Here is a 23,392-nt window from a genome sequence, read left to right as displayed (position 1 = left end):
AATCCCTTTTAAAAGCTATAAGTTAAGTATTTCTTTTGCCGCACCTTCATCCGTTATCAATACGGTTGATTTGGTGGTAGCATTCATAAATGCTTTAATTGCCTTTGCTTTGGATGCTCCGCCCGCAACGGCAAATACATTTTGCACATTCGGCAAATCTTTCAATTGAAGACCAATCGTCGGCACTTTATGTACGATTTCGCCGGCTTCATTAAAATAATATCCGAATGCTTCCCCAACAGCGTGACCACCGGTAATTTTCTCCATGTCCTCTTCTTTTGTTTTGCGCCTTTTCGCCATTGTATAAGCCTCACCAATACCGTGAAGAACCATATTGGCATTTTTTATAAGACTTAGAACCTCTTTTATCATTGGCTCCTTTACTATAGACTCATATACTTCCTTACTGACTTGATCCGGCACATAAAGAACACGATGCTGCGAACCAGTATTTTCAGCCATCTTGGCACATATTGTATTAGCTTGATTTTTTACATCCTCACCAATACCGCCGCGTGCGGGTACGAATACAATTTCCTTCTCGGCAAAATCGGTTGTCAGCATATCAGCAACCGTCGCCATGGTTGTGCCACCTGTTACAGCTATGATATTTTTCCCATCAAGATGTTCTTTCATTCTTATGGCACAAGCTCTTCCGAGTTCACCTTTTACCCATGGGGTCTCATCACTGTCTCCAGCGACGATAACAACTTCCTGAAGGTTCAATATCTTTTTCAATTGTTCTTCCATTTCATTAATCCCCGAAATCTCTCTCATCATACTTTCCATATCCTGTAAAAGCTTTAATCCTAACTTTGTCACACTCATTCCGGAAGATTGAATGGTAATCAGCTTTTGATCTTTCAAAAATTCCACTTCACTGCGAAGAACTCGTTCAGAATGGCCAAGCTCACCTGCGAGCGTTCTTCTGCCGACCGGCTCCATGAAATAAATAGACCTAAGGATTTGATATCTTTTTTGCATAATAGAAAGTAAATCGGGTAATAATTTTTTTTGAACCTCAATTAATGAGTACATCTAGTATGGCCCCTTCTGTTATTCTCTGGGTCAAAAAGTGTCCCGTATAGACATATTGTGTCCCATCTATCCGAAAAAAAATACCCTTGCTACATTTTTTATTTTAGCAGGGGTATTTTTATAATTCAACTATGATGCATCAACTTTTTTGTTGCAAACGTTTACTTACTGTAAAAGGATCGATTTGCCCATATTGAACAATTTCTCCATCGATTTCAATTACCGGTATCATTAGTCCGTATTTTTCCGTCCATTCATCACTGCTTTCAATATCCTTCTCTACAACCTCAAATAAATAATCATCCTGAAGAAGGTTCAGAATTTGCTTAGCATCTTCACAAAGCTGGCATTTCTCTCTTGTATAGAACACAACTTGCTGCAACGAATAAGTCTCCTTCCATTAATGGATAAGAAAGAATACATTTTTAACAAATAGTTTTTTACTAGTATGGTTTGTGTTTGGCTCCAATGTCTATTGGCTAGCCACTGGAGCATTTCTTATATAAACCGTCTTCTTTTAGATGAGGGCAATATATTCAATTGATCCCGGTATTTCGCTACTGTTCTTCTCGAAACAGTGATGCCTTCTTGTTGCAGGGCTTCGACGATCGTTTGATCGGAAAGGGGCTTGATTTTGTCTTCTTGCTGAATTAATTGGACTATTTTATCCTTTACTTGAACAGCTGATGCATTCGTTTCATCTGCACTATGTAAAGCCGCAGAGAAAAAATGCTTAAGCTCAAAAGTTCCAAAGGGGGTTTGGATATATTTTTCTCGAACCGCCCTGCTGACCGTGGATTCATGCGTTCCTATGTCATCCGCTACTTCTCTCATGGTCATCGGCTTTAAATATCCCTTTCCCTTATGAAAGAAATCCATTTGTTTCTGTAAAATCGAGCGGCCGACTTTTAAGAGCGTTTCTTTTCGCTGTTCCAATCCTTTCATTAGCCATTGAAAATCATAGTTCTTATCCTTTAAAAATTGCTGCACCTGAACATCCTTATAGGCTGACATCATTGTATAATATTCCTTTTGAAATTGCACATTTGGTAGATGCTTTTCAAATAAATAAACATCTAGTTTATTTTGATTACCCATTACAATTAAATCAGGCAAAACATACTGTGGTTTTTCCGTAATAAAATGTGATCCAGGACGCGGATCAAGAGTTTGTATAAAATCAGCTGCTTCCTGAATCTTTTGAATTTCAACATTCAGTTTCTTCGATATTATTTTCCACTTTTTTTCTGCAAATTCCATAAAGTAATTTTGAAGAATATCAAAAACAAGCTTCGGACATTTCTCTTCTTTTTTTGCCTGCAGCAATAAACACTCTTGCAAGCTTTGCGCACCGACCCCTGCAGGTTCAAGTGATTGAAGAAAAAGAATTCCTTTTGATATCGCTTCTTCATCCACACCGAGTGTCTCTATTAGTTCCTCTTTTTCAATGCTCAAATACCCGTTTGCATCAAGACTATTAATAAGGCAATATATCACTTTTTTTTCGGTCTTTGTTAGCGCTTTCAAATGTGCCTGAAATAGTAAGTATTCCTGTAATGAACCTGACTTTTTGGCAATTTGCTGCACCCAATCCCTGTCATCTTTTTCGATCTTTCTAAATTTACTTTTCTTTGTATAATCAAAATGAGGATCCATTAATTTTATATTGGAATGTTCCAACTGTATAAGGGGGTTCTCCAGCGCTTTTGTTTCTAAAAAAGAAGACAATTCTTGAGCTGAATATTGTAAAATTTCAATGGCTTGTTTCAATTCCTGTGTCATGGTCAGCTTTAATGTTTGCTGCTGCCATAAACCTGCTTGTAAATCCATCCATACATCCCCTTTCTAGATTTTATTTTACACTAGAATAGTGGATTCGTATATTTCTTTTTTGTTAAGGATATACTTATTGGCTATTGTTACCGTATAATTCTTATTATATTTTAATGAAATTATAAGAGAAAGTTCCTATAATAATATATAGTACTTTTTTATTACCAATTCCAAAAAGTAGATTGGCAGTTTGGATGTTTTGTAGGTACAATATACTGGTACATTGACTTATTTTCATTCTTAATAAGGAGAATCATCATGGATGAATTAAAAAATAAGGTTAATACAAGCTCTCGTATTCAACGAAAGCGAAAAAAAGCAAGGAAACGCTTTTGGAGAGTTTTTACAATTGTTTTTGTTTCTGTCTTCATCATAGGAGGCGGTTTTTTATATGGTACAAATCAAGGTTTACAATTTAGAAAAATGCTAGTCGGGTCAGTATTATCAACGCAGCATGCCCGATATGTGAAATATATGGGATTTCTACTCCCACAATCAGAGATCGATAAGTTGAAAAAAGCATTTTATCATCCTCCAACTGTCCAGACAGCAGTTGACAGCATTAATAACATTGGAAGTAAACAATTGAATATTCACGAGGATACCATTGATACAGCAAACTATACGGCAAAAATTTTGGTCATTTCAGATCCAACAACGGTTCATTTAGTGCAATCAAGACTGCCTGATAAAGGTCAAGCACTTTCCGAATTGATATCTGAAAATCAAGGAATTGCTGGTATTAATGGAGGAGGATTTGTGGATCGCGGAGGAACTGGCTCGGGGGGAAAAGCGACTGGAATTGTTATTAGTCAGGGAAATGTCCTAGCTTCACCAAAGGGAGATCGAAATATCCCACAGCTTGTAGGAGGTTTTCTAAAAGACGGTCAATTCATAACCGGTAAATATTCTGTCAATCAATTACTGAACTTAGGCGTAAGTGATGCGGTAAGCTTTGGCCCACAATTGATTGTGAATGGAGTTAATCGAGTAACTCCTGCAATTGATGGAGCGTGGGGCTGGGCGCCGCGCACTGCCATTGGCCAAGCGAAAAACGGAGATGTTATCATGATTATCACGGATGGCCGATTTTATTGGAATAAGACACATCGCGGCGCGTCCATGTCTGACATGGCCCAGATGTTTGAGAAATATCAAGTAACTAATGCCATTGCAATGGATGGCGGAGGATCCACAACGATGATCCATAATGGACAATTGCTGTTAAAGCCCGCTACGGATACAGCTGTCGGTATGCGATATTTACCTAATGCTTGGGTAGTTATTCCGCACTAGCCTTTTCTAATCATTTTGTTAAGATATTCAAAAAGCTAATGTAAAAAATTACAAAGTATGGTAAACTAACATTTGTGGAATAATTTCCTATTTTTCCGCAAACTTTCTACATGGCGACTATATAGTCGCCTTTTTAATTTTCATCAATCATTCACTAAATTCCCCAAATAAATCGAAAAATTTTATTGCCACTACTAACTTCTGTTACACATAATCCTTTAAAGTAAAACCTGTATGAATTCTTCATTTTTGTCCTTAAGTACAAGCAATTTTGCGTAAAAAACATAAACTAAATATATCTATAACCAAGGGGGTGTTCTAAAGATGAGCAAAGAACATCATCACCACAGAGCTGGATTTGCTCTAATAGTAGTGTTATTTATACTGCTCATAATCGTTGGAACTTCCTATGTTTATTAATTTTCACTGCTATAGAAGCATCTTTTAGATGCTTCTACCTTTTTGCAATTGCTACTAAAGTTGAAGCCAATTTACAAAAGGGTATTATTCCACATAAAAAAAGAACCCTTTGATGATTAGTTCATGGGTTCGATAAAAGTATATAAAACTATTATTAGTGATGTTACTCTAAAAAGGTATCACGATAAACTTCCACGATTATTACTTCTTTGAGGTAAACACCTATTCAAGCTATTCCTTCAAATAGGAAAGAGTTGCTTCTTGTGTTTGTTCCATACTATTCGGTATCTCTTTTCACAATTAGCCATAAATATATACGAAAATTAAAATATTTTTAAAACTTTAATCTTCAGTGTGTATTATCATTGTGTAAGGTATATTATCATAATCCACATTTTTAAGACAATCATGCTCTTTATAAAGATTTTCGACGTCTCTAAGGATTGGTAGAATTGGAAAAGTTCTTTCTGCTACCTTTTCTTTTTGAAGAAGCTCTTCCAAGACTACACATGAATCATTTTCAGTGTAATCTTCTAATACAATCCCAATTACAACATATGATGGTTCTTGACCGTTTCTTCCAGCCCATCTTGCTTCAACTCCATCATATTTATCTGCTATTGAGCTTATAATATTTGCAGCGTCGTAACTCAAATCTCCGTTCTCATTAACAACGTTAATTCCATATATTATACATGATTTTAATTCTGACATTTAAATCACCCCTATTTTCTTATTTTAATAATATCTTCAATACTATAATTATATTGCCAGCATTTCTTTCCTTGGTATTCAAATACCCAACCAAACTCTTAAGTATATTCAGCTTTTACAACTGTATCTTTTGGAATGATTATCTCCCTTAAAATATCTCTATTTTGGTTTGGTACGGTTTCTAAAGTTCTAAATATCAAAATTTAGATAGACAGATTGAGGAACTAGAGAAATATGGATGCAATAGAATCTTTTGCGATAAAGATTCTGTAAAGACCTGAATATCAAAAAATGAAATCTATAATAGGTCTTGGTAATATCTTAGTAATCCATTCATTGAGCCGCTTCATTTTTATAGGAGAATATCAACTATTTTTGAACGAATACGGAAAGAATCATATAAAGGAATCGTTACGAAACTAAAATACTTATAATAGAGCTCGCGTTTGAATTGCAATTGAGGAAGGAATTATAAGAATACGCAAGCACTTGAAGAAAAACATCTAAATTATTGCAGGTAAAAGAAGAATAATGATGGAATTGTATTGTAGTTTAGACGGAACTCTAAGTTATTATTACTCGTGTTAACATTAGGGATGCGCTTCGCTGAAATGTTTGTCTTACATTTCTTTTCTTAACGTTAACGTTTTCTCATCATCATTATAATAAAAAAAAACACTTATAAAAATTTACAAGTGTTTTTCACCTTTATTAGCGCCCTCGGAGGGAATCGAACCCCCATTTTAAGAACCGGAATCTTACGTGCTATCCGTTGCACCACTAATTTTTGAAATATCCGATAGACGTTGATATATAAATGTTTATTTTCAATTACAGTGTTTCTACTGCATAATATTTAGTACAAAAACGAACCTTATCTATACCCTAATAGTAAATGAAGGGGAAAATCTTGTCAATTATTTATTAGGTAGTCTTTTCACACTTTACAATAATTAATCCTATTTCAGTATTATCAAATCCAATGACTTTATAATATTGATCTGAAACTGAGAATTTATCATTCAATTTGATTTTCTTCGTATTCTCATTGTCTTGGAACATTAAATCAATATTTCCATTTGGTAATCTAATAGAACCGTTTTCAACTGACGCTGTTTGATTAGCAACTATACATTCTTCATTTACATTAACAGGTGTAATTTTATAAACGGGTTCACCAAAATCATTAGTTCCAACGTATTCTTTTTCTTCACCTACTTTAATAGGAATAATAAAGTTAGTTCTCCTCATTAATCCCTTATATTTTCCGTATCTATCCCCATTAATTTCTGAAATAATTAAATACACTCCATCTTCATAGGTAACCTTATCACCACGTTTAATTACATCAAGTGTATTGATCTTCTTATCATCATAATTAGCATTAACAGGTGTATTAGTTATTACTGCCTTTGTAGATACTGCATTAATCTGAACATCTATACCTAAACTATCTAATATATATTGGAAGTCATCAACTAGATTAAACATTTATATACCTCCTTTTGTACTATTTTGTTTACAAACAATTTCCACTATTGTAAAATTACATTAAATTGTTGTCGATTTTGACAATTTTTTATAACTATCCTTTTAGGTATTGCAAATTTGCAATGCCCTTTTTTAATCCGCAAACAACATGAAAAAGTTAGACTCCCCTTGTAGCTGGTCGTCCGTTTTCATTTGCCTTATTTTCCGTTCTAAATTGTCAATCTGATTCAATACTTTTGCGTGAAAATCTCTTATTGTAATATCATCCATCTTATATGACTTCATGGTGTCGGGAGATGAAGCGATACTTTCTAATACGCTCAATGCTGAACGGTAAATATTCCGTTTATTTGTTGCTGATTGTGGGTTATATTCTTCAAATGGCTGCAAGTCGTTTTCTTGTAGGTAGATGGTTAATTCAGATTGATCTAGTTTTACCCCTTTTGTTTCTAATTGGACACGTTGAAGGTTATTCATCTATATCATTCCTTTCTGTAAAATTAAAAACACTCCATAACTTTATGGAGTGAGAATTTGATTATTTAAACTGGATATGTTTTACTCTTGCCATGTTACCTTGACCACTTTGATATGCTCTACTCGGAATAATAGCAGTAACCATAACTTCAGAAGTCCCACCATTAATCAATTTCTGATAAAGTGGATCAAAAGATTCTCTATGAAAATATAAATACCATGAATCAGAATAGTTCCCATTGGTTGGAGTTAATTGACCACAAAACAAGTCTTTTTCATTAGTAAATCCATAATTGTAATAATTACATAATTTTACTTCACCCTCAATGAAGAATGGTTTATCTAAGTTATTTGGCATATTGTATGAAACTTCATTTGCAGTCAATGATAAATTTTGCTCAGACATATATGCTTCTTTAATACCTTCATCATTTGCAGTTTTTTTGGTAACTTGAGTGACGAGGGATTTTTTAATAAAATCTTCATCTAAATTACTTGCAACTAAATTCGATTTTCCATATATTTTTTCCATCTTGTCATAATACTTATTATATTCTTTAAGGCTTTCTTTTGTATCTCCACCTGATAATTGAGCAATTCTTACTTTAAGAAAATTAAGATTTAAAAATCTTAAATTATTCACAATTTCTCTTTCCTTACTAGACATTTCTGATTCACTTTTGCTAGAGAGAAAGGATAGTAACGTATCATTAAAGTTATCATCTGCTTCCCCTTTTTCTTCCACAATCTTATTTATGTAAATAGTGTACTGTTTTCCACCATTCCATATTTCATCACTCACATTACTTGGTTTACCAGAAGCAGAACAACCTACTAATAATAATGAAAATAAAAAAACTACCCAAAATTTCCTCATTTCATCTTCCCCCTTATATCTTTGTACCTATTACATTCGATATAAAATATGGGAATCCTTTGAAATTTATGAATATTTTTATTGGGTGTGTAAAATGGTATGCTAGGGGGCTGATTTTTCGACTTTGGGGTATCGGCTATCCTATTAAATACTCTAATAAAAGCAAAATTTTATAAGAATTTCTTCCAAAAAATAGGTATCTTATCCTGTATCTAAGATTTATTATGATAAGGATTAGCCAAGTTAACATAATCATTGTTATAGGTAGCAATCTTTCATACCCCCAAAAGTGTTGGTACTACTCAACTTTGCCTATTTTTCAGAAAATTTTCTAGTTGACAATAATTCTAACCCATTATTTTAAAAAAATCAACAAAAAATATAATAACAGGGGCGTGAAGTTTAATATAGTATGTAAAGTATCTAACCTTGACACTACAACATTTCTATTAAACTTCGCACCCATTCATGTCAATTTAACTGACCTGTTTATCATTATGATTATTTCCCTCGTTATTTCCCTTTTTATTATCCACATTGGACAACCTTTTTAATTCTGTAGCCACATCATTTACATAAGGATTCTTAGCCAATATCGTTTCTAAACTAATAGCCCCCATACCATTTAACTTCTCTAGGTTTTCAATCGTTTCTTTATCATTAGAAGGTTGGTTATAATGAAACACGAAGTCCAAAGTATCAAATGATTCTTCATCAAATGTCACTCCCTGTAATGCTAACAACTTTCTAATCTTCTCATTCCTCTGTTCAATACCTTCACGCATGAATTGTTCATTTAACCCTGCCTTTTCATCCGCTAATGAGAACAGTAGTTTTAAACTTACTTCCGACAAATTGCTTATGTCTGTCTTATTCATACTTACAGCAGGTGTACTACTTGTATCTAATAACGATTGCAATAACGTCTTATAGATCGTTTCAAAGGATTTATAATCCAACTTATTCCCTTCAAACTTAAAGTCAGCACCATCATCTAATGTAATGCCACCACCTACAATATTGCTAGGTAGTCCATCACCTTTTAATTGCTGTCCTATTGCTACTGGAATTGGATTCATGAACTTATAGAATGAATCAGTATACTTACTTATTAAATCCTCCATACTGTCCAATATCTCTATCCAATCATCTAATTCACTTCTACCCTCTACATCTGATAACTCATTGTCATTATGATAAACAATAGGCAATCCACTTAATGATACCTTTCTATCTACCAATCTAAGAGTTCCACCATCATTATTATATTTCTCCACATACTTATCAGTGAATACAGTATAATAACTGATTCCGTCACTAACATACGCTTCAATGAACGCTATTAGACTATTCTCATTATCATAAACAGGATAACCCTCACTAGCATCAATCAACTTGGATTTAATAACCTTACCATCCAAATAAACGTACTCTGCAACTGAACCATATTTCAGCACCTTATCAAGTATCTTCTGATTTAATCTATTATATTTTCCTTGCTTATTAACTCTAAGAAATTCCTTCACAACATCTTCATTCCCTGTAAATGTAATGGGATTTCCAAGCAGATAATTTTGCTGAAATGATAGTAAAGTTTTTGCATACTGCAATACAATTCGTCTTGGATTAAACTCTTTCCCATTATATTTATAACTGGGTGTCTGCTTAATCTTATGTTCACCGTTTAGATAATTCTTTTTAGCTATTACATCTAATACACGTTGCTGATTAGAAATGGATTGTACTTCTTCAATAAACCAATCCGATTTATTTTCATACTTGGCTTTTATGTACTGATCTAATTTATCACTCAATTCTTATTCCTCCTTTACAAAATAAAAAGGCTAAGTTCTTGGCTGAACCTAACCTCAAATATCCACATAATATTTAGTTTGTTTCATGGCTTGGCACATCATAGCAGTAGCAATAACCAAGTCATCATGCAAATTAGCACCCTTTTTATTACCCATTTTTCCTTTAACCTCTTGATAAATCTTCATTTCTTCCAGTGTCTCGACACATTCTATGTTAATCATGCCTAGTTCAAAGTTTTCCTTTAAATCATTAATGATAATTGGCTTTGTAGTTGTAGTGGTCATGAATCCTAGTTGGAGTTTCTTTTTCCCTTTTTGGTCAAATATCTTCTGTTTCAATAGATTCAAATAACCGTATTCTTTCCGTAACTTCTCTAACAATGGCAATCCATAACTATTTCTTTCCACACAAATAAACGCATAATTAAAAAACCTGCCTAAACTGTTCACGATTTCCGCAAACTTATAGACAGGAACATCATTTGCAAAGAATGAAGCCATTTGTTGACCATCTGCATTATATATAGCCATTGTAGAATTATCATTCTCTCCACCTGTACCCGAAGCAACGTCAACACCCGAGTACATTTTTGTACCCTTCTTAGGTAGATGGTAGATGAATAGATTCTTATTGATATAAGGTTTTAATACTTCCGGCAATTCCTCATATATTTCCTTAGTTTCAAGTGGAGGAATAACATTTTGTAAACGCTCAAGTATCTTTTTAGTATCAAATACAGCGTTATTACTTTCTGCAAATGCTTCATCAGGAGTAGTGGGAAACTCACGCATAAACTTTTCTAAACTATTAGTTTCTATGTAATACCTTCTAAACATCAACTGTCTAAAAGTTGCCTTGTATTTATCTCTAAGTATTCGTTCATCATGTTCAAGGTCATCATAGGATAATCTTTTACCCTTATTATGTAATTTATAGTAAGTTTCTGCTTCATCAAATGAATTTTTGAATTGTTTATGATAACCTTCTGCAAGCCATGAAAAAAAGAATGGTGTGAATGTAGAATTTCCTCTCCATGCTTTCATAAATATATCGGTATAAAATGAATAACCTAATGCGGTACTTTCTATCAAAATTTTAGCGTCTTTTGATTTCCTTAATCCTGGGATTGAAGTTGAAAGTATTTCTTCCATAACTTCGCTATTAGGATACTTTGCCATCTCACTAAGTTGGATAATATCCCATGTAGCACCCGATATTACATCTTCACCATTTGCAGTACCAATAACAATTTTTGATCCATTTGATAATATAAATTCCTCTCTATTATCCATTTCAACTTTGGGGAATAAGTCGGGGTATTTATCATGTGGTAGATTCTTATAACTAAATTTTAAACGTTTGAATAAATCCTTACTAATCTTATTATGATGGGTTAATATCAAATAGTTAGTGTTAGGTCTAGTTACTGCATTAAATATCATCAAATTTAAACATAGACTTGACAGCCCAATCTGTCTTCCTTTAAGTACAACATTGTACTTTCCCATTTCATTAATAAATTGTTCCTGTTCAGGATTAAGAATAAACGGTACTGTTTCACCATCATTATCTACAATCTTGATAAAGTTTTTACTGAACAAACGGAAGTCCTTCATGACCTTATCTAATTTTTTATTTGTTACTGATTTACTTTTAACCGCCATCTACTCACCTCCAATAAAAAAAGGAGGACTAAATATAGTCCCCCATCAACTTAAATCTAAATCATCATCTTCTGTTTCTTCTTCATCATCAACACTTGTAAATGTTTGTGCTGCGAGTTTCGCATTGGATTGAATATCCTTCTGCATAGACAAAAAGAGACGAATAGATTTCTCGTCTCCCTCTTTTGCCTTATCCGTTACAACTCTATATATTTCATCAAAATCATTAGCTACTTTAGATTCTAATAGTAGCAATAATAAATTCTTATACTCTTGAGTCCGTTCCCACCTGTGGAAGGTATTTAATGATTTCAAATCAACAACTTTTAAAAATTCTTCTTCTGACTTTCTAGGGATTGATTGATTGAAACGAATATCATGTTTCCATTTGAAATACTCCTGCTTTTTATAGGATACATTTTGCAATGCTTCATAAATATTCATTACTTTTCACCATCCATTTTGTCCATCATGGATAATGCTTCATCATACAATTTGAACCGTTCGTCAATAAGTTCCTGTAGGTGATTAATTCCCTTTTGCAACTCATAAGCATGATAACTCATATTATCAATATTAACCTTCATGTCACTTACAATTTCCTTTACTGATTGCTTTTTGCTGAATAATTTCATAATAAATTCCTCCATTGATTAAATATTTGAATAGAAAAAAGGACAGGTAATAATTCACCTATCCTCTGTAATTACATCTTCCAATTAATCCCATATACTAATAAATTTTTGAATAAGTTATGTTTTCGTCCTATACTTAATATAGATTAAAGATTGTATGAATATTTATATAATTTTTAATTTATAGTTGATTAGTTATAATTGAAACTGACAACTAACATATTCATAAGTCGTATACTCTTATATTATATGTAGGACGGATTTATAACTTATTCAAAATTTTAATTAAAAATGGGTTAAAATGGTAACTGGTCTAGTGAAATATCTATCCTACCCTCTTGAATCTTCATTCTACTTCTCTCGGCTTCTTCCTTCATCAGATCAATATACTCCCTTGATTCTACAACTTTTATTTTCTCATAATCTTGTGGACTATCATTAAAAGTTATATATTCATTTGTTTTGTATGTATTGGCTTTCCTTTTACCATCATCAAGTAATAGGCAGAAGTATTCTTGATTATGAATAACACCTACCATATTGTATTGTCTTAATGTTTTGAGATGGTCAACCATTGTCATTTTGGGTAGTCCTATATCAATGGCTAATTGGTGCATTGCAACATCATAACCATTTACAAATTTTTGATTCTGCATTTTCAAGTAACTCCATAAATAGAATCCTGTACAACCAATTTCCTTTTTGCTCATACAGAACATAAAAACTTCAAATGGTACTAAGTGGGTATTATCAACCTCGAAGAATGTACCATCTTCATAACTATCTTCCTCTGATTCCTTACTTCTGTGAAATGCTTTAACTGGATATTTAATTGTATATTTTCTACTTTGTAATTCTTTTAATGTCTTTTGTATTTCTTCGGGGAACTCACTTAACATTTCAAACTCTAAACCATAGCCATCATACTTGTCATATCTCCAAGAAAGAGGATAATCCTTTTGTGTAATAGTGTATTCCATTAGATCGAGTACACCACCCTTTTTCATTATATAGTCGATACCTTTTGAATCTTGGTGATACCCTAATATCTCTTTAATCTTCTTATTGTCAATGTTAAAACTTCCATACTTAGCATATCTGTATAGCCAACAAATGAGATAATAATAGGAATACGCTACAGGAATGTGATTAGTTTTCTTGAAGTTATTCTGTAAATCTTTAAATATTTCATTAGGGATATAAATATTTGTTTCCTGCTCATTAAAACGTAAGTATTTTTCAATTTCTTCAAATTTCATTTTAATTCCTCCGATTATATTAAGATTTTATTATTTGGATTGGATTAATTATCTTTGATATTCAGAAAGTGCTTTTTGTAATTGTTCATCTATGTAATAAAGTGAGAATATCTTTTTACTCTTTGGGTCTTGTGCTACGGTTATGTATTCAAATCCTTGTGAATTAAGATAATCAGATACTTTCTTTGTGTAACAGAAAAAGTAGTTTTTCATGATTTTATCCTCCTATATGCGAATAATTTATATTTTATTTGATTTAACGTTCGTGTTTTAGCATAATTTTATTATAATTTATTATGTAATGTTCGTAAATAGTTTGGAAAGGGGGCGATATTTCATCCTCCCCTTATCCTTTTGTATTAGTCTTTAAATCTTGTAACTTTAACTTCATTTCTATTAGTTACAGCCATAGAAAAAACACGACCAGTTAGATCGTGTTTAGAATCTCCAGTATAAAATTGTTCCTTTGTTGGATTATCAAATTCACAATATCTATCAAATGTAGCTAGTGAAAAGTCCAACATTGGGAATTGCTCTTGTAAATATCCTATGTCTAATCCTGTTCCTAATTCGTATGTATCATTATTCCCTTTAGCAAATATACTTCCTTTGAGTCTATGTTCACGCTGAAAGTTCATAATTTCTGACTTAGTATATTTATTAAATAAGTCATTGAACATTTCTAACCCTAATGCTTTTTGCCAAATGTAAAAATATTTATGTGCTTCATAATGCTTAGGATGATATGCACCCCAAAAGTATGAATCAATTGATACTAATATTAATTTTTGTTCCTCTGTTAATTCAGTATGATTAGGAAGTATTAACTTATCAAATACACCGTACAATGATAAAACCATTAATAAAGTAGAACCATTGTATTTGCGGAAATAAGTTGTAGATTGAATAGAACCTCCACCATATACACCTTTAGCGAAGTTGTTTAGATTGGCTGACATTGGATTGACTTTATCATCCTTCCACATTCTTGTTACATGATTACAGAATGTGCGAGTTTCTTCATCCTCAATAGCTAAATCACAACCTATTATTTTTGATTTATCAAATTTTTCTAGGTTACTATATAGTCTATGAAAATCATAAAACATTCCAACATCACAACCGAATAATAAGCGTAATATTGCAACTGTAAATAATGAATCTAAATCATTTGTTAAAATCAAACTGTATGTATTATCAATCTCATTTGTCCATTCTTGGAATTTCTCTTTTAATTCTTGTTTCATTTAATAAGCGAAAGATTGGAAAATCTCCCACTGCCTTTTAACTGTAAACATCCTATGACAACATTATTTGTCGTCAATAACCTCTGACAGCCAATAGTTTGACTATCAGATTCCTCCTTTTATTCCTCGACCATATTTGTTTGAAGTGTATTCCTCAATTTTTCTTCAAACGGTCATCTATGAAATAAAAGGAGTGGTTAAGACGAATTTCTAAATCTATTCACTGTGTCACCTTACCTTTCTGATTATATTTTTGGGAATTATTTTTCGTATGTATCTATAAATTTTTTGTACATTTCAATCTTGTAATCTGACATTTGACAGTTCCCTGTCTCATAACGTGATATTAGACTTTGTGAACAGCCAATGTAACTTGCTATTTTCTGCATACTGATTTTCTTATGTCTGCGTTTTAGAAAATACTCATCCTTTTCATTCATCCTCTTTTCTCCTTTTGATTAAATAAAAGAACGCTCCCCCAAATAATGAAGGAACGTTCCTAGTAATGTATAGAATAATTATTTGCTTGCTACAATTTCAAAACTTGCTGCTGCTTTATCATTCAATAGGTTTACACCTGCTTGAGTTTCTAAGAATACAGATTGTTTAGAGCCACTAACTGCTTCTACTTGTCCATGGAAAGGAATAAGTACAGGCATTTCTAAGTAGTCAGGGTTTACTGCAAACATCTTGTTATTTCCTAATTCTTCACACAAAGCGAACCTTACCGTACCAAATACAGTTACATACTCGTCAATGTCAAAACCTAGAAACTTATCTTTTGCAAAGTGTTCAACTACTTTTGATTCAGTTAATGCTTTCTTAATACGAGCAGGAAGGAATACAATAAGGTTATCTGATACTCCTGCGTCATAAAGTTTACCAATCATTTCTTCAAATGCGTCACCAGTCAAAGCACCTTTAATTTGATGATCTGCGTTAATTTGAGTTAGGATACCATCTGTTGTATAAGTTTGAGTTGCGGAATCATACCCTTTAACACCATGTAAAAACTTTCGTTCCATTAGACGTTTGATTGCCTTTGATTTCTTATCAACTTCATGTGCTAATAAGTCACTGATACCTTTAGCAGTAGAATATTGAGCCGTATTTGTTACAACTGCGGTATTAGCAAAAATTTCAAGATAATTGTCTTTTGGTGCTAATGTATCCTTTTTGAAATCCGGTGCATTTCCACCTTCACCAAGTGTTACTGCTGAATCTGCAATTTCTTCAGTAATCCAATGTACTTGTGGTGCTGTCGCCTTTACACTTTTAGATAGTAAGAAAGTAGTAAATGGATTCTGTTTCTTATTTACCTCAATTAATACATCTTTCATGTCATAGTTTTGTCCTACTACAAAATCTTTACTTGTAAAAATAGTCATATTAAATATTCTCCTCTGACGTAGGTCGTCGCCCAATATTTTTAATTAATATAAAAAAGTCACCAATCAGATTATTAATTCAATCCGAATAGTGACTTAATCATCCCTTTTGTATTTCCATTTTGTTTTGCTTGGTCATAGGCGGTAACTTGCTTGTGATTATCGGGAATATACCCTAGTGACACCTTAATGTCATTGACAATAGTATTAAGTGATTCAATCACTGTTTTTAATTCGTCAGTATTCGTCACTTTGACAACACCTGCAAATTGTTCAAGTCCTGCTGATTTCAATTCGAGTTGAATCTCTTTATCAATCAATTCTTGTTGCTTAGTTTGAATGGCTTTTTCTTCATCTGATAAGTCTTTAGGTTTGAATTGAAGCAAATTATCCCTTTCTGCAACTATTGGATTAAGTTCCTTTTCAACCCATTCATTCTTTGCGTTGGTTATTGCTTCATCTAGTTGTTCCTGTGTAAAACTGATTTCTTCTGCCATTTTGTGACCTCCTATTGATTAAATTTAATTTCTACCTTTCCTCTACTAAGGATAGGTTTGTCTTGCACACTGCCAGCAAACTCGAAAATAAATTCGTTCAATTCACTGGCAGGACTGTAATCGTAATAAAAAATACCCACATTCTCTTTGTGAGTATCATCTAATGGTATTTGTTCAATTTGTTCCTTTTTACTATTATAAATAGTCAATTTAAGGTCGATTGGATCGACTGACTTTCCGTCAAATGTCTTAAAATGACACTGCAATCTTACTGTGTCCCCTTGTAACATCTAAATCACCTCCACAAATGAAGGATTTTCTATGTAATAGCAACTAGATTGCCCCTCTATGGTGCTTAATTCGCAAACTGTTACATTAGGTATTATTTTAATTCTAACGTCAATTTCGCCATTTATAGGGCTTACAAATGATGACAAGGAAATAGTAACGTTTTGTATTTCATTACCACTTTTGACTATTGCACCATTAATTGTTGATACATATGATTCAATTACTATCGTTTGTTTTTTCGGCACTTCTACTTCTGAAACAAGATGATTAATAGAGGATATTAATTCAACTGTTTCATTTTTCAAATTTAATACTTCTTTATCATGACTTGATGAGGAATAAATCGAGGAAATATAAGAAACTAAATCAATTTGCATATTAATCACCTACGCAATCGCAGGTACTTGTATTTTGTGCTTAATAGTTAATTGATCTCCTGCATTTTCAAAAGTAAAAGGTTGAAAACTTTCTACGCTGATTTCCTTATTATTACTGTCAAGGATGACTGATTTACTAATTGTTGAAGGTAAAGAAAAATCAGCACCAGTAAGAGTAATTGTTAATTCTAATGTTTGATTGCTTTCGACTTCTACATAGTCATATATCGGTTCGTCAAAGTCGTTGACACCTGTTTGTACTTGTTCTGTAGTTTTAGTATGTGTCCATTTAACCTTTGAGCTATCGTATGTAAGTCGTTTAATTTCTCTATTTGTATCATCCTTTAGTGATACAGTTTTCCAATTAGATGTGATATACGTTCTTAGTGCAACATAAGCGTCTTGTGTGACTTCAGCCATTATTTACCCTCCTTTAAATTACTAACTTGTTGTTCAAATTCGTTTAGCCTTGTGTCAATATGGTCTACTTTACTAGATACATTTTCCATACGTTGACTTAGTACATCTAATGTTTCTGTTGTTTTTTCAACGTGATTCATTAGTCTTTCTTCTCGATTATTTGATTCCTTCTTTTGTGTGATAAGCAACCAAATAAATAAAAGGCAAAATATGCCCTCTTTGATGAAAGATTCTAATGGAATACCTCCTAAATCCACATTCCCCTACCTCCTATCATTCTTTAATTTCTTGAAGTCATGATGTACCACTGCAAAAAAGATTGCAAAACCAATAAGTTCAATTAACACTAACATTCTACATTCCTCCAATTGATTAATATTTATGAGATTAAATATATATAAAAATGGCTAGACAAAATACCTAGCCATCTTCATTCAAAATTATGAGTAAAAAATTATATAAAAATGACTAAGCGATATTTTCCGCCAAGTCATCCCTATGCAAAATTATGAGTAAAAAAATAGAGGTAGTCACAAATGACTACCCAAAAGAAAGGTGAGGTCAAACAATGAATAAATCTGGTAGAAGGTGTAGACCTTCATTCAATGTCATAGGTTATGGCACTCAATGAAAATTACACTTTGTATTCTATTTTGATAAATACCATTCTAAACTTGGACATTTTCTATACTGATAATACCAAAAAACTACTTCACTAATTTTCTAAATGATACCTATACTGATAAATACCATTCTACTTTTCTTCCTTTTTTTGTTTTCTCTATCATAGTAACAGAAAAACCAAAAGTGGAGTAAACCTTAGAGTCACAAGGGGTTCAAGCGTTTTCGCTTTTTCTACTATTAGTATTTTTCCATATTCTCTTGCTTTCTTTACCTTAGTAACAGAAAATATATAAATGGGTGTAGCCTTACAGTCGCAAGGGATTGCTGAATTTTTCGCTTAGGTAGTGTGATATTTTTATATCTTATCATAGTAACAGAAAAACTAAAAAACGCTATATCCGTTGATATACAAGGGATTGAGGAATGTCTAAACTTCAAAAGATTTATTTTTTTCTGTATTCTTCTCATGTTAAGTTTGACTTGTTCTTTCCTTTAACGACAATTCATTGAAAAACGCTGAAACCGTTGGTACTATAGGATTCTAGGAAATTTAGAATCTGAAAGTTTATTAAGAAACGCATTAGATCAAAGAAAATAGCACTTAATTTTTATAACGCTTTTTCTTTTCTCTATATTTTCTCATGTTAAGTTTGACTTGTTCTTTCCTTTAACGACAATTCATTGAAAAACGCTTAAACCGTTGGCGCTGTAAGAGTTGAGTCACTTTTCAAATAATACTTTTTTAGAAGATACTGTCTTATTCCATATATATATCAATGATTCTAGCGATTTTCTAAACTTCTAGTACTATTATTATTCCTTTAACGACGATCCATGAAAAATGGCTGTATCCTTACTCTCCCAAGAGATTCAGCGTTTTGACTTTCTCAAAGTTTAGGAAGAATGTTGATATATCAAGGGTTAGAGCGATTTCTAAACCGTTACAATTTATAACGCTATTTTCTTTCCTTTAGGGTGAATTAAGAAAAATCCATTAGAAACGTTGATAACAAAGGGTTTTATCCACCTATGGTTATTCCTTATATTTGAACAATGTTGATATATCAAGGGTTGACGGAGTTTCTATTGTCGGACATTTTCTTCCTTTATAGACTATTAAGGAAAATATACCCCTATACCTAGCCAAAACCATTGAAAAGCAAGGAAATAATAAGCATTAAAATTCTATCTTTCACATTCAAATATTGATACGTTGTTGATGTACCAATGGTTCAAGCGATTTCTATTTGTCTACTTTTTATATATACCCATACAGGGTATTTTCAATTTATTATATCTATACTGATAAATAACATCAACTGTTCTTAATTTCTATTCTGATAAATAACCAAAAACTACTTCACATATCTATTCTGATATATACCAAGTTTTTCGCTACCGTTCCCCCTATTCTGATATATAACAAGACAAACGCTAACATCCATTCTTTCTCCGTATTCCTTATAATTAATCATGATCTACAAATTGTAATTCCTCCCCTACCAACCATACTACCCTAACATTCCATTTCATTTTTTCATGATAATTTATTAGGAATTTTGGCAAATAAACTTGACTTAGGTTTTAGGGGTTGATACTTTTGGTTGAGGTGTATGGAAAACGGCTTGGGCATAGTTGTTGCCTACTGTCAGATGATAAAAAATAATCAAGTGACAATAGACAAGCGACTGTTCCTTTTGTATATCGGGTTATGGTATCCGTATTTGTAACACCCTATTCGTCGAGGATTATTCATCCTAACATCCTACTGCAACAGATAGCCCTAGCAGGTTCATTGGTTGTCCAAAATTTGGACTAGCAATTACTTGTGAATGTCTTGCGAGTATATATACTCCTATCCTTCCTTCGATCAGCACTTAATGGTAGCCCTCACCATTCAGACACAAGCATAAATAGGGAAGTGCTTATTGTGTCCTATCCCCTTTTTATGCGTTGGCAGGGTCATTACCTTACGAAATTTATTATAGTGTGTTTATCGGCAACTCACACTGAAACACCCTAAAAAAGACAATAGGAAACTAGACCCCTTGCAATATATTTTTTTAAATTTTATAATATAGGGGAATAGGATGTTTCTTATTCAGTTTTAGTTGAATGAAAACTTATTGGCTTAGAGGTACTGCGAATACTTCTAAGTCATTTTTCTGTTTATTCCATTGTATAAAAATAGACTAATAGGTTGATAAACCTAGTAATATCAATGGATTTAGCGATTTTCAATTTGTTTACATATTTTTTTCATTCTTCCATATATAAAAATAGACTACCCCACTCTCAATCCCTTGTAGTAGTAAGAGTACAGCGATTTGTTGCTTTCTCGCTTTTCAAGGCTTATATCTTTCCCTTACTTCTGATAACTTGTCCCGTAAGTAACACTTCATTAATAATAGTCCTATGATTTTCCCATGTGTTTCATCTGATAGGAAGTTACAACCCTCTAATTGGTATTTGGCTTGCTTTTGTTCATAATCAGATATTTTTTCATCTATTTCCTCGAACAATTCCTCGATAACCATTTCAATATCTCTGACACTGGAATAGTGAATGATGGAACGTTTAAATTTAGTTGTCATCTTCGATTTTCTCCTTTTGATTTTCTTGTAAATATTCTCGTATATCCTCAACTGTTAGACCTTGATGTTTTGCTTCAAGTATTAGTAGCAACCATTCTTGATCTAGGGGCATTTGATTTCTCCTTTGATTTTTTATAGTCCGTCAAAACCATCCTCAATGGCTTTTTCTAAATCCGTTCCATATATCTCGACATATCGCCTTAATATCTCTAAGGAGTGATGACCAGTTAAACGTTGCAGAACGAAAATATTTGTACCTGCTTCAACTTTCAATCGGCAAAACGTTCTACGGAAGGCATGAGGACTTACTTTTACTTGTTTAATAACTCCTGTTTGTTGTCCATAATGTTTTAATCTACATTGAATCGATCTTCCTGTAATTGGCTGATTCTCTACCGTTATAAATAATGAATCAGTATCTAATGCTCCACGTTCTTCGATATAAGCCCGTAAAACTGCCTTTAAACGTTTTGTAAGAGGGATTCTTCGAGCATAACGATTCTTAGCGTGCTGAACATTAATAGCACCCTTTCCATCAAAAGAAACGTCTTGTACACGTAAGGAGGTCAATTCCGTTAAGCGTATTCCTGTATGAGCAAAGGTAAGCATTACAGCTAGATCACGCAGACCAACGAATGTTGTTACATCTGGTGCTTCAAGTAAAAGTTTTAATTGTCTCTTTGTAAAAGTCGCCCCTACTTCATGACGTTTTTTCAGTTGTGGAACACCCTCATAAGGATTGGAATTGATATATCCTTTTCTCAAGCAAAAGTTAAAGAATGTTCTTCCTGCCCTAAGCCGTGAATTAATGGTATTAATGGCACGACCTAAACTTTGTTGATATTCAATAAAATTTTCAACGTGGGGAGTTTTAATTTTGCGTATATCCCCTATTGGCACATTAATTTCTGCAAAACTTCTCATAGTTTGTTTTAATTCTTTTTGATAAAACTTTACGGTATCAATAGATAAACCTTTTATGCGACAATGTTTTAAAAATTCTTGGGAAGCATTTTGAAAATTAGATGTAGGAATTTCTTTTTTAGAAACATTTTCAACTACTTTTTTTACTTCAATTTTGGTAACTTCTTTTCTACGTCTAATGGGGATACCTCCTTTACTATTTTTAGTAAGGAGTTTTTGCACTACGTGGTACTTTTCGTGGTATTTTTGAATAAAAAAAATCGGCTAAAATTGAACACAAAAAAAGTGTTCCCACGAATTAAATATCGCAGAAACACTGTAAAATAAACACCTTTATTAGCGCCCTCGGAGGGAATCGAACCCCCATTTTAAGAACCGGAATCTTACGTGCTATCCGTTGCACCACGAGGGCAAAATTGAACTGTACGGTTTTTAATTATAGTCTAGAAATCGGTTTATTGCAAGCTATTTTATGGTTTAAAATGAATACTTTTTGTTAATGATGAATAAAGAATAAATTTTTGAGAAATATAAGCGAATCGTTTGACCTTTATTGACCATTAGTGTATGATGTTAATTACATAAGGATGAATTTTCCTTAAAAACCATTCGGGTTCTTATAGTCCTGAATTATTAAAAATGTGAGGAGGAGAAAGTATGAACTTAATCCCTACAGTTATTGAACAAACTAATCGCGGTGAACGTGCCTATGATATTTATTCCCGATTGTTAAAAGATCGTATCATCATGCTCGGCAGTGCCATCGATGATCAAGTGGCAAACTCCATCGTTGCCCAATTATTGTTTTTAGATGCCGAGAATCCTGAAAAAGATATATCCCTTTATATCAACAGCCCAGGTGGAAGCATCACAGCAGGTATGGCAATTTATGATACAATGCAATATATTAAGTCAGATGTACAAACAATTTGTATTGGTATGGCTGCATCGATGGGAGCTTTCCTACTTGCTGCTGGTGAAAAAGGAAAAAGGATTGCATTACCGAATAGTGAGGTTATGATTCATCAACCACTTGGCGGTGCCCAAGGTCAAGCAACGGAAATCGAAATTGCTGCGAAACGTATTCTGTTTTTACGTGAAAAACTAAATACAATTCTTTCAGAACGCACTGGTCAGCCGTTAGACGTAATCAGCAGAGATACAGATCGCGATAACTTTATGACTGCTGAAAAGGCTTTGGAATATGGATTAGTGGATAAAATTATTACTCGTAATGAATTAGATTCTAAAAAATAAAAAGCTGAAACGAGTTTGTTTCTTAGTACAAAAACAATCGAGTAGGAGGAGGTGACTAACCCCCGACCTCTCACACCACCGTACGTACGGTTCCGTATACGGCGGTTCCATTTATGTCTGACGTAGTTGAGAATATCTCACATAAAGACTCTTCAGCCCTCGCATCTCCCAATAGGAGTTTGTGAGGGTTTTCTGTAGGATTGGGCTTCTGGCTATTCTCCAATATTTCTTTCTAGAGTTTCCCCATTCGTATG

General features: G+C 33.0%; 27 protein-coding genes, 1 tRNA gene and 1 pseudogene. 3 read left to right on the top strand and 26 right to left on the bottom strand.

Going from position 1 to position 23,392, the window contains the following annotated elements:
* Positions 1-15: 15 nt before the first annotated feature.
* From AN964_RS06030 to rpoN, 3 genes are all read right to left on the bottom strand, one after another.
* A complete protein-coding gene (locus AN964_RS06030) occupies positions 16-1,038 on the bottom strand; it encodes a sugar-binding transcriptional regulator (RefSeq protein WP_055738835.1) in 1,023 nt (340 codons plus the stop codon).
* 139 nt (positions 1,039-1,177) lie between these two features.
* Positions 1,178-1,420 carry a glutaredoxin family protein gene (locus AN964_RS06025; protein ID WP_055738834.1) on the bottom strand — a complete coding sequence of 81 codons (243 nt, stop codon included), beginning with the start codon at positions 1,418-1,420 and terminating at the stop codon, positions 1,178-1,180.
* 116 nt (positions 1,421-1,536) lie between these two features.
* Positions 1,537-2,868 (bottom strand): RNA polymerase factor sigma-54, encoded by a 1,332-nt coding sequence (gene rpoN / locus AN964_RS06020; RefSeq protein WP_055738833.1) that lies wholly within the window; start codon positions 2,866-2,868, stop codon positions 1,537-1,539.
* A 261-nt stretch (positions 2,869-3,129) separates the two neighbouring features.
* Here rpoN and AN964_RS06015 point away from each other — a divergent pair, with 261 nt between their 5' ends.
* Both AN964_RS06015 and AN964_RS25340 read left to right on the top strand, forming a co-directional pair.
* Complete coding sequence (locus tag AN964_RS06015) at positions 3,130-4,167, top strand: phosphodiester glycosidase family protein (protein WP_055738832.1); 1,038 nt, start codon at positions 3,130-3,132, stop codon at positions 4,165-4,167.
* A 324-nt stretch (positions 4,168-4,491) separates the two neighbouring features.
* Positions 4,492-4,587 (top strand): YjcZ family sporulation protein, encoded by a 96-nt coding sequence (locus AN964_RS25340; protein WP_083489237.1) that lies wholly within the window; start codon positions 4,492-4,494, stop codon positions 4,585-4,587.
* 342 nt (positions 4,588-4,929) lie between these two features.
* Here the strand turns inward: AN964_RS25340 and AN964_RS06010 are convergent, their stop codons facing one another.
* From AN964_RS06010 to AN964_RS05910, 22 genes are all read right to left on the bottom strand, one after another.
* On the bottom strand, positions 4,930-5,301 hold the full coding sequence (locus AN964_RS06010) for a hypothetical protein (protein WP_055738831.1): 372 nt from the start codon (positions 5,299-5,301) through the stop codon (positions 4,930-4,932).
* A 924-nt stretch (positions 5,302-6,225) separates the two neighbouring features.
* On the bottom strand, positions 6,226-6,792 hold the full coding sequence (locus AN964_RS06000) for a hypothetical protein (protein WP_055738830.1): 567 nt from the start codon (positions 6,790-6,792) through the stop codon (positions 6,226-6,228).
* A gap of 132 nt (positions 6,793-6,924) precedes the next feature.
* Positions 6,925-7,269, bottom strand: a complete 345-nt coding sequence (locus AN964_RS05995; protein WP_055738829.1) for a hypothetical protein — start codon at positions 7,267-7,269, stop codon at positions 6,925-6,927.
* A gap of 61 nt (positions 7,270-7,330) precedes the next feature.
* Positions 7,331-8,146 carry a putative periplasmic lipoprotein gene (locus tag AN964_RS05990; protein WP_055738828.1) on the bottom strand — a complete coding sequence of 272 codons (816 nt, stop codon included), beginning with the start codon at positions 8,144-8,146 and terminating at the stop codon, positions 7,331-7,333.
* A gap of 476 nt (positions 8,147-8,622) precedes the next feature.
* Positions 8,623-9,960 (bottom strand): phage portal protein, encoded by a 1,338-nt coding sequence (locus tag AN964_RS05985; protein WP_055738827.1) that lies wholly within the window; start codon positions 9,958-9,960, stop codon positions 8,623-8,625.
* Positions 9,961-10,014: 54 nt separating this feature from the next.
* Complete coding sequence (locus AN964_RS05980; RefSeq protein ID WP_055738826.1) at positions 10,015-11,625, bottom strand: terminase large subunit; 1,611 nt, start codon at positions 11,623-11,625, stop codon at positions 10,015-10,017.
* A gap of 45 nt (positions 11,626-11,670) precedes the next feature.
* Positions 11,671-12,069 carry a hypothetical protein gene (locus AN964_RS05975; RefSeq protein ID WP_055738825.1) on the bottom strand — a complete coding sequence of 133 codons (399 nt, stop codon included), beginning with the start codon at positions 12,067-12,069 and terminating at the stop codon, positions 11,671-11,673.
* A complete protein-coding gene (locus AN964_RS05970; protein ID WP_055738824.1) occupies positions 12,069-12,260 on the bottom strand; it encodes a hypothetical protein in 192 nt (63 codons plus the stop codon). The genes AN964_RS05975 and AN964_RS05970 overlap by 1 nt, the downstream gene beginning before the upstream one ends.
* Positions 12,261-12,556: 296 nt before the next feature.
* Positions 12,557-13,519 (bottom strand): hypothetical protein, encoded by a 963-nt coding sequence (locus tag AN964_RS05965; protein ID WP_055738823.1) that lies wholly within the window; start codon positions 13,517-13,519, stop codon positions 12,557-12,559.
* 48 nt (positions 13,520-13,567) lie between these two features.
* A complete protein-coding gene (locus AN964_RS26640; RefSeq protein ID WP_163258622.1) occupies positions 13,568-13,732 on the bottom strand; it encodes a hypothetical protein in 165 nt (54 codons plus the stop codon).
* A 146-nt stretch (positions 13,733-13,878) separates the two neighbouring features.
* The gene (locus AN964_RS05960; RefSeq protein ID WP_055738822.1) at positions 13,879-14,766 is read right to left on the bottom strand and encodes a hypothetical protein; all 888 of its coding nucleotides are present in this window, start codon (positions 14,764-14,766) and stop codon (positions 13,879-13,881) included.
* 260 nt (positions 14,767-15,026) lie between these two features.
* Complete coding sequence (locus AN964_RS05955; protein WP_055738821.1) at positions 15,027-15,206, bottom strand: helix-turn-helix domain-containing protein; 180 nt, start codon at positions 15,204-15,206, stop codon at positions 15,027-15,029.
* Between the two features lie 78 nt (positions 15,207-15,284).
* On the bottom strand, positions 15,285-16,154 hold the full coding sequence (locus tag AN964_RS05950; RefSeq protein WP_205603480.1) for an SU10 major capsid protein: 870 nt from the start codon (positions 16,152-16,154) through the stop codon (positions 15,285-15,287).
* A 74-nt stretch (positions 16,155-16,228) separates the two neighbouring features.
* Positions 16,229-16,651, bottom strand: coding sequence for a hypothetical protein (locus AN964_RS05945; protein ID WP_055738820.1), 423 nt, complete (start codon positions 16,649-16,651; stop codon positions 16,229-16,231).
* 11 nt (positions 16,652-16,662) lie between these two features.
* The gene (locus AN964_RS05940; RefSeq protein WP_055738819.1) at positions 16,663-16,941 is read right to left on the bottom strand and encodes a hypothetical protein; all 279 of its coding nucleotides are present in this window, start codon (positions 16,939-16,941) and stop codon (positions 16,663-16,665) included.
* A complete protein-coding gene (locus tag AN964_RS05935; RefSeq protein ID WP_055738818.1) occupies positions 16,942-17,319 on the bottom strand; it encodes a hypothetical protein in 378 nt (125 codons plus the stop codon).
* 9 nt (positions 17,320-17,328) lie between these two features.
* Entirely contained in the window at positions 17,329-17,739 is a 411-nt protein-coding gene (locus AN964_RS05930) for a hypothetical protein (RefSeq protein ID WP_055738817.1), read from the bottom strand.
* Positions 17,739-17,996 carry a BhlA/UviB family holin-like peptide gene (locus AN964_RS05925; RefSeq protein ID WP_055738816.1) on the bottom strand — a complete coding sequence of 86 codons (258 nt, stop codon included), beginning with the start codon at positions 17,994-17,996 and terminating at the stop codon, positions 17,739-17,741. Before AN964_RS05925 ends, AN964_RS05930 begins: the two co-directional genes overlap by 1 nt.
* 2,712 nt (positions 17,997-20,708) lie before the next feature.
* Positions 20,709-20,957: a hypothetical protein gene (locus AN964_RS05920; RefSeq protein ID WP_055738815.1), complete on the bottom strand. Its 249-nt coding sequence runs from the start codon at positions 20,955-20,957 to the stop codon at positions 20,709-20,711.
* Positions 20,947-21,069 carry an anti-repressor SinI family protein gene (locus AN964_RS25335; protein ID WP_083489236.1) on the bottom strand — a complete coding sequence of 41 codons (123 nt, stop codon included), beginning with the start codon at positions 21,067-21,069 and terminating at the stop codon, positions 20,947-20,949. Before AN964_RS25335 ends, AN964_RS05920 begins: the two co-directional genes overlap by 11 nt.
* Positions 21,070-21,089: 20 nt before the next feature.
* Complete coding sequence (locus tag AN964_RS05915) at positions 21,090-22,103, bottom strand: tyrosine-type recombinase/integrase (RefSeq protein ID WP_055738814.1); 1,014 nt, start codon at positions 22,101-22,103, stop codon at positions 21,090-21,092.
* Positions 22,104-22,221: 118 nt separating this feature from the next.
* A tRNA-Arg gene (locus AN964_RS05910) sits at positions 22,222-22,293 on the bottom strand.
* 245 nt (positions 22,294-22,538) lie between these two features.
* Here AN964_RS05910 and clpP point away from each other — a divergent pair.
* Positions 22,539-23,138 (top strand): ATP-dependent Clp endopeptidase proteolytic subunit ClpP, encoded by a 600-nt coding sequence (gene clpP / locus AN964_RS05905; RefSeq protein WP_055738813.1) that lies wholly within the window; start codon positions 22,539-22,541, stop codon positions 23,136-23,138.
* A gap of 111 nt (positions 23,139-23,249) precedes the next feature.
* Here clpP and AN964_RS27030 read toward each other — a convergent pair.
* Positions 23,250-23,392, bottom strand: a pseudogene (locus AN964_RS27030) (group II intron reverse transcriptase/maturase); the annotation flags it as partial.

The sequence above is a fragment of the Heyndrickxia shackletonii genome (assembly GCF_001420715.1).
Lineage (GTDB): Bacteria > Bacillota > Bacilli > Bacillales > Bacillaceae_C > Margalitia > Margalitia shackletonii.
The sequence above is the reverse complement of the archived record's forward strand: the minus strand, read 5'-3'. Positions and strand labels throughout refer to the sequence as shown.

Coding starts and splice junctions, on each gene's coding strand:
- AN964_RS06030 (WP_055738835.1), bottom strand. CDS start 1,038: ATGTACTCATTAATTGAGGTTCAAAAAAAATTATTACCCGATTTACTT.
- rpoN (WP_055738833.1), bottom strand. CDS start 2,868: ATGGATTTACAAGCAGGTTTATGGCAGCAGCAAACATTAAAGCTGACC.
- AN964_RS06015 (WP_055738832.1), top strand. CDS start 3,130: ATGGATGAATTAAAAAATAAGGTTAATACAAGCTCTCGTATTCAACGA.
- AN964_RS25340 (WP_083489237.1), top strand. CDS start 4,492: ATGAGCAAAGAACATCATCACCACAGAGCTGGATTTGCTCTAATAGTA.
- AN964_RS06010 (WP_055738831.1), bottom strand. CDS start 5,301: ATGTCAGAATTAAAATCATGTATAATATATGGAATTAACGTTGTTAAT.
- AN964_RS06000 (WP_055738830.1), bottom strand. CDS start 6,792: ATGTTTAATCTAGTTGATGACTTCCAATATATATTAGATAGTTTAGGT.
- AN964_RS05995 (WP_055738829.1), bottom strand. CDS start 7,269: ATGAATAACCTTCAACGTGTCCAATTAGAAACAAAAGGGGTAAAACTA.
- AN964_RS05990 (WP_055738828.1), bottom strand. CDS start 8,146: ATGAGGAAATTTTGGGTAGTTTTTTTATTTTCATTATTATTAGTAGGT.
- AN964_RS05980 (WP_055738826.1), bottom strand. CDS start 11,625: ATGGCGGTTAAAAGTAAATCAGTAACAAATAAAAAATTAGATAAGGTC.
- AN964_RS05975 (WP_055738825.1), bottom strand. CDS start 12,069: ATGAATATTTATGAAGCATTGCAAAATGTATCCTATAAAAAGCAGGAG.
- AN964_RS05970 (WP_055738824.1), bottom strand. CDS start 12,260: ATGAAATTATTCAGCAAAAAGCAATCAGTAAAGGAAATTGTAAGTGAC.
- AN964_RS05965 (WP_055738823.1), bottom strand. CDS start 13,519: ATGAAATTTGAAGAAATTGAAAAATACTTACGTTTTAATGAGCAGGAA.
- AN964_RS26640 (WP_163258622.1), bottom strand. CDS start 13,732: ATGAAAAACTACTTTTTCTGTTACACAAAGAAAGTATCTGATTATCTT.
- AN964_RS05960 (WP_055738822.1), bottom strand. CDS start 14,766: ATGAAACAAGAATTAAAAGAGAAATTCCAAGAATGGACAAATGAGATT.
- AN964_RS05955 (WP_055738821.1), bottom strand. CDS start 15,206: ATGAATGAAAAGGATGAGTATTTTCTAAAACGCAGACATAAGAAAATC.
- AN964_RS05950 (WP_205603480.1), bottom strand. CDS start 16,154: ATGACTATTTTTACAAGTAAAGATTTTGTAGTAGGACAAAACTATGAC.
- AN964_RS05945 (WP_055738820.1), bottom strand. CDS start 16,651: ATGGCAGAAGAAATCAGTTTTACACAGGAACAACTAGATGAAGCAATA.
- AN964_RS05940 (WP_055738819.1), bottom strand. CDS start 16,941: ATGTTACAAGGGGACACAGTAAGATTGCAGTGTCATTTTAAGACATTT.
- AN964_RS05935 (WP_055738818.1), bottom strand. CDS start 17,319: ATGCAAATTGATTTAGTTTCTTATATTTCCTCGATTTATTCCTCATCA.
- AN964_RS05930 (WP_055738817.1), bottom strand. CDS start 17,739: ATGGCTGAAGTCACACAAGACGCTTATGTTGCACTAAGAACGTATATC.
- AN964_RS05920 (WP_055738815.1), bottom strand. CDS start 20,957: ATGACAACTAAATTTAAACGTTCCATCATTCACTATTCCAGTGTCAGA.
- AN964_RS25335 (WP_083489236.1), bottom strand. CDS start 21,069: ATGCCCCTAGATCAAGAATGGTTGCTACTAATACTTGAAGCAAAACAT.
- clpP (WP_055738813.1), top strand. CDS start 22,539: ATGAACTTAATCCCTACAGTTATTGAACAAACTAATCGCGGTGAACGT.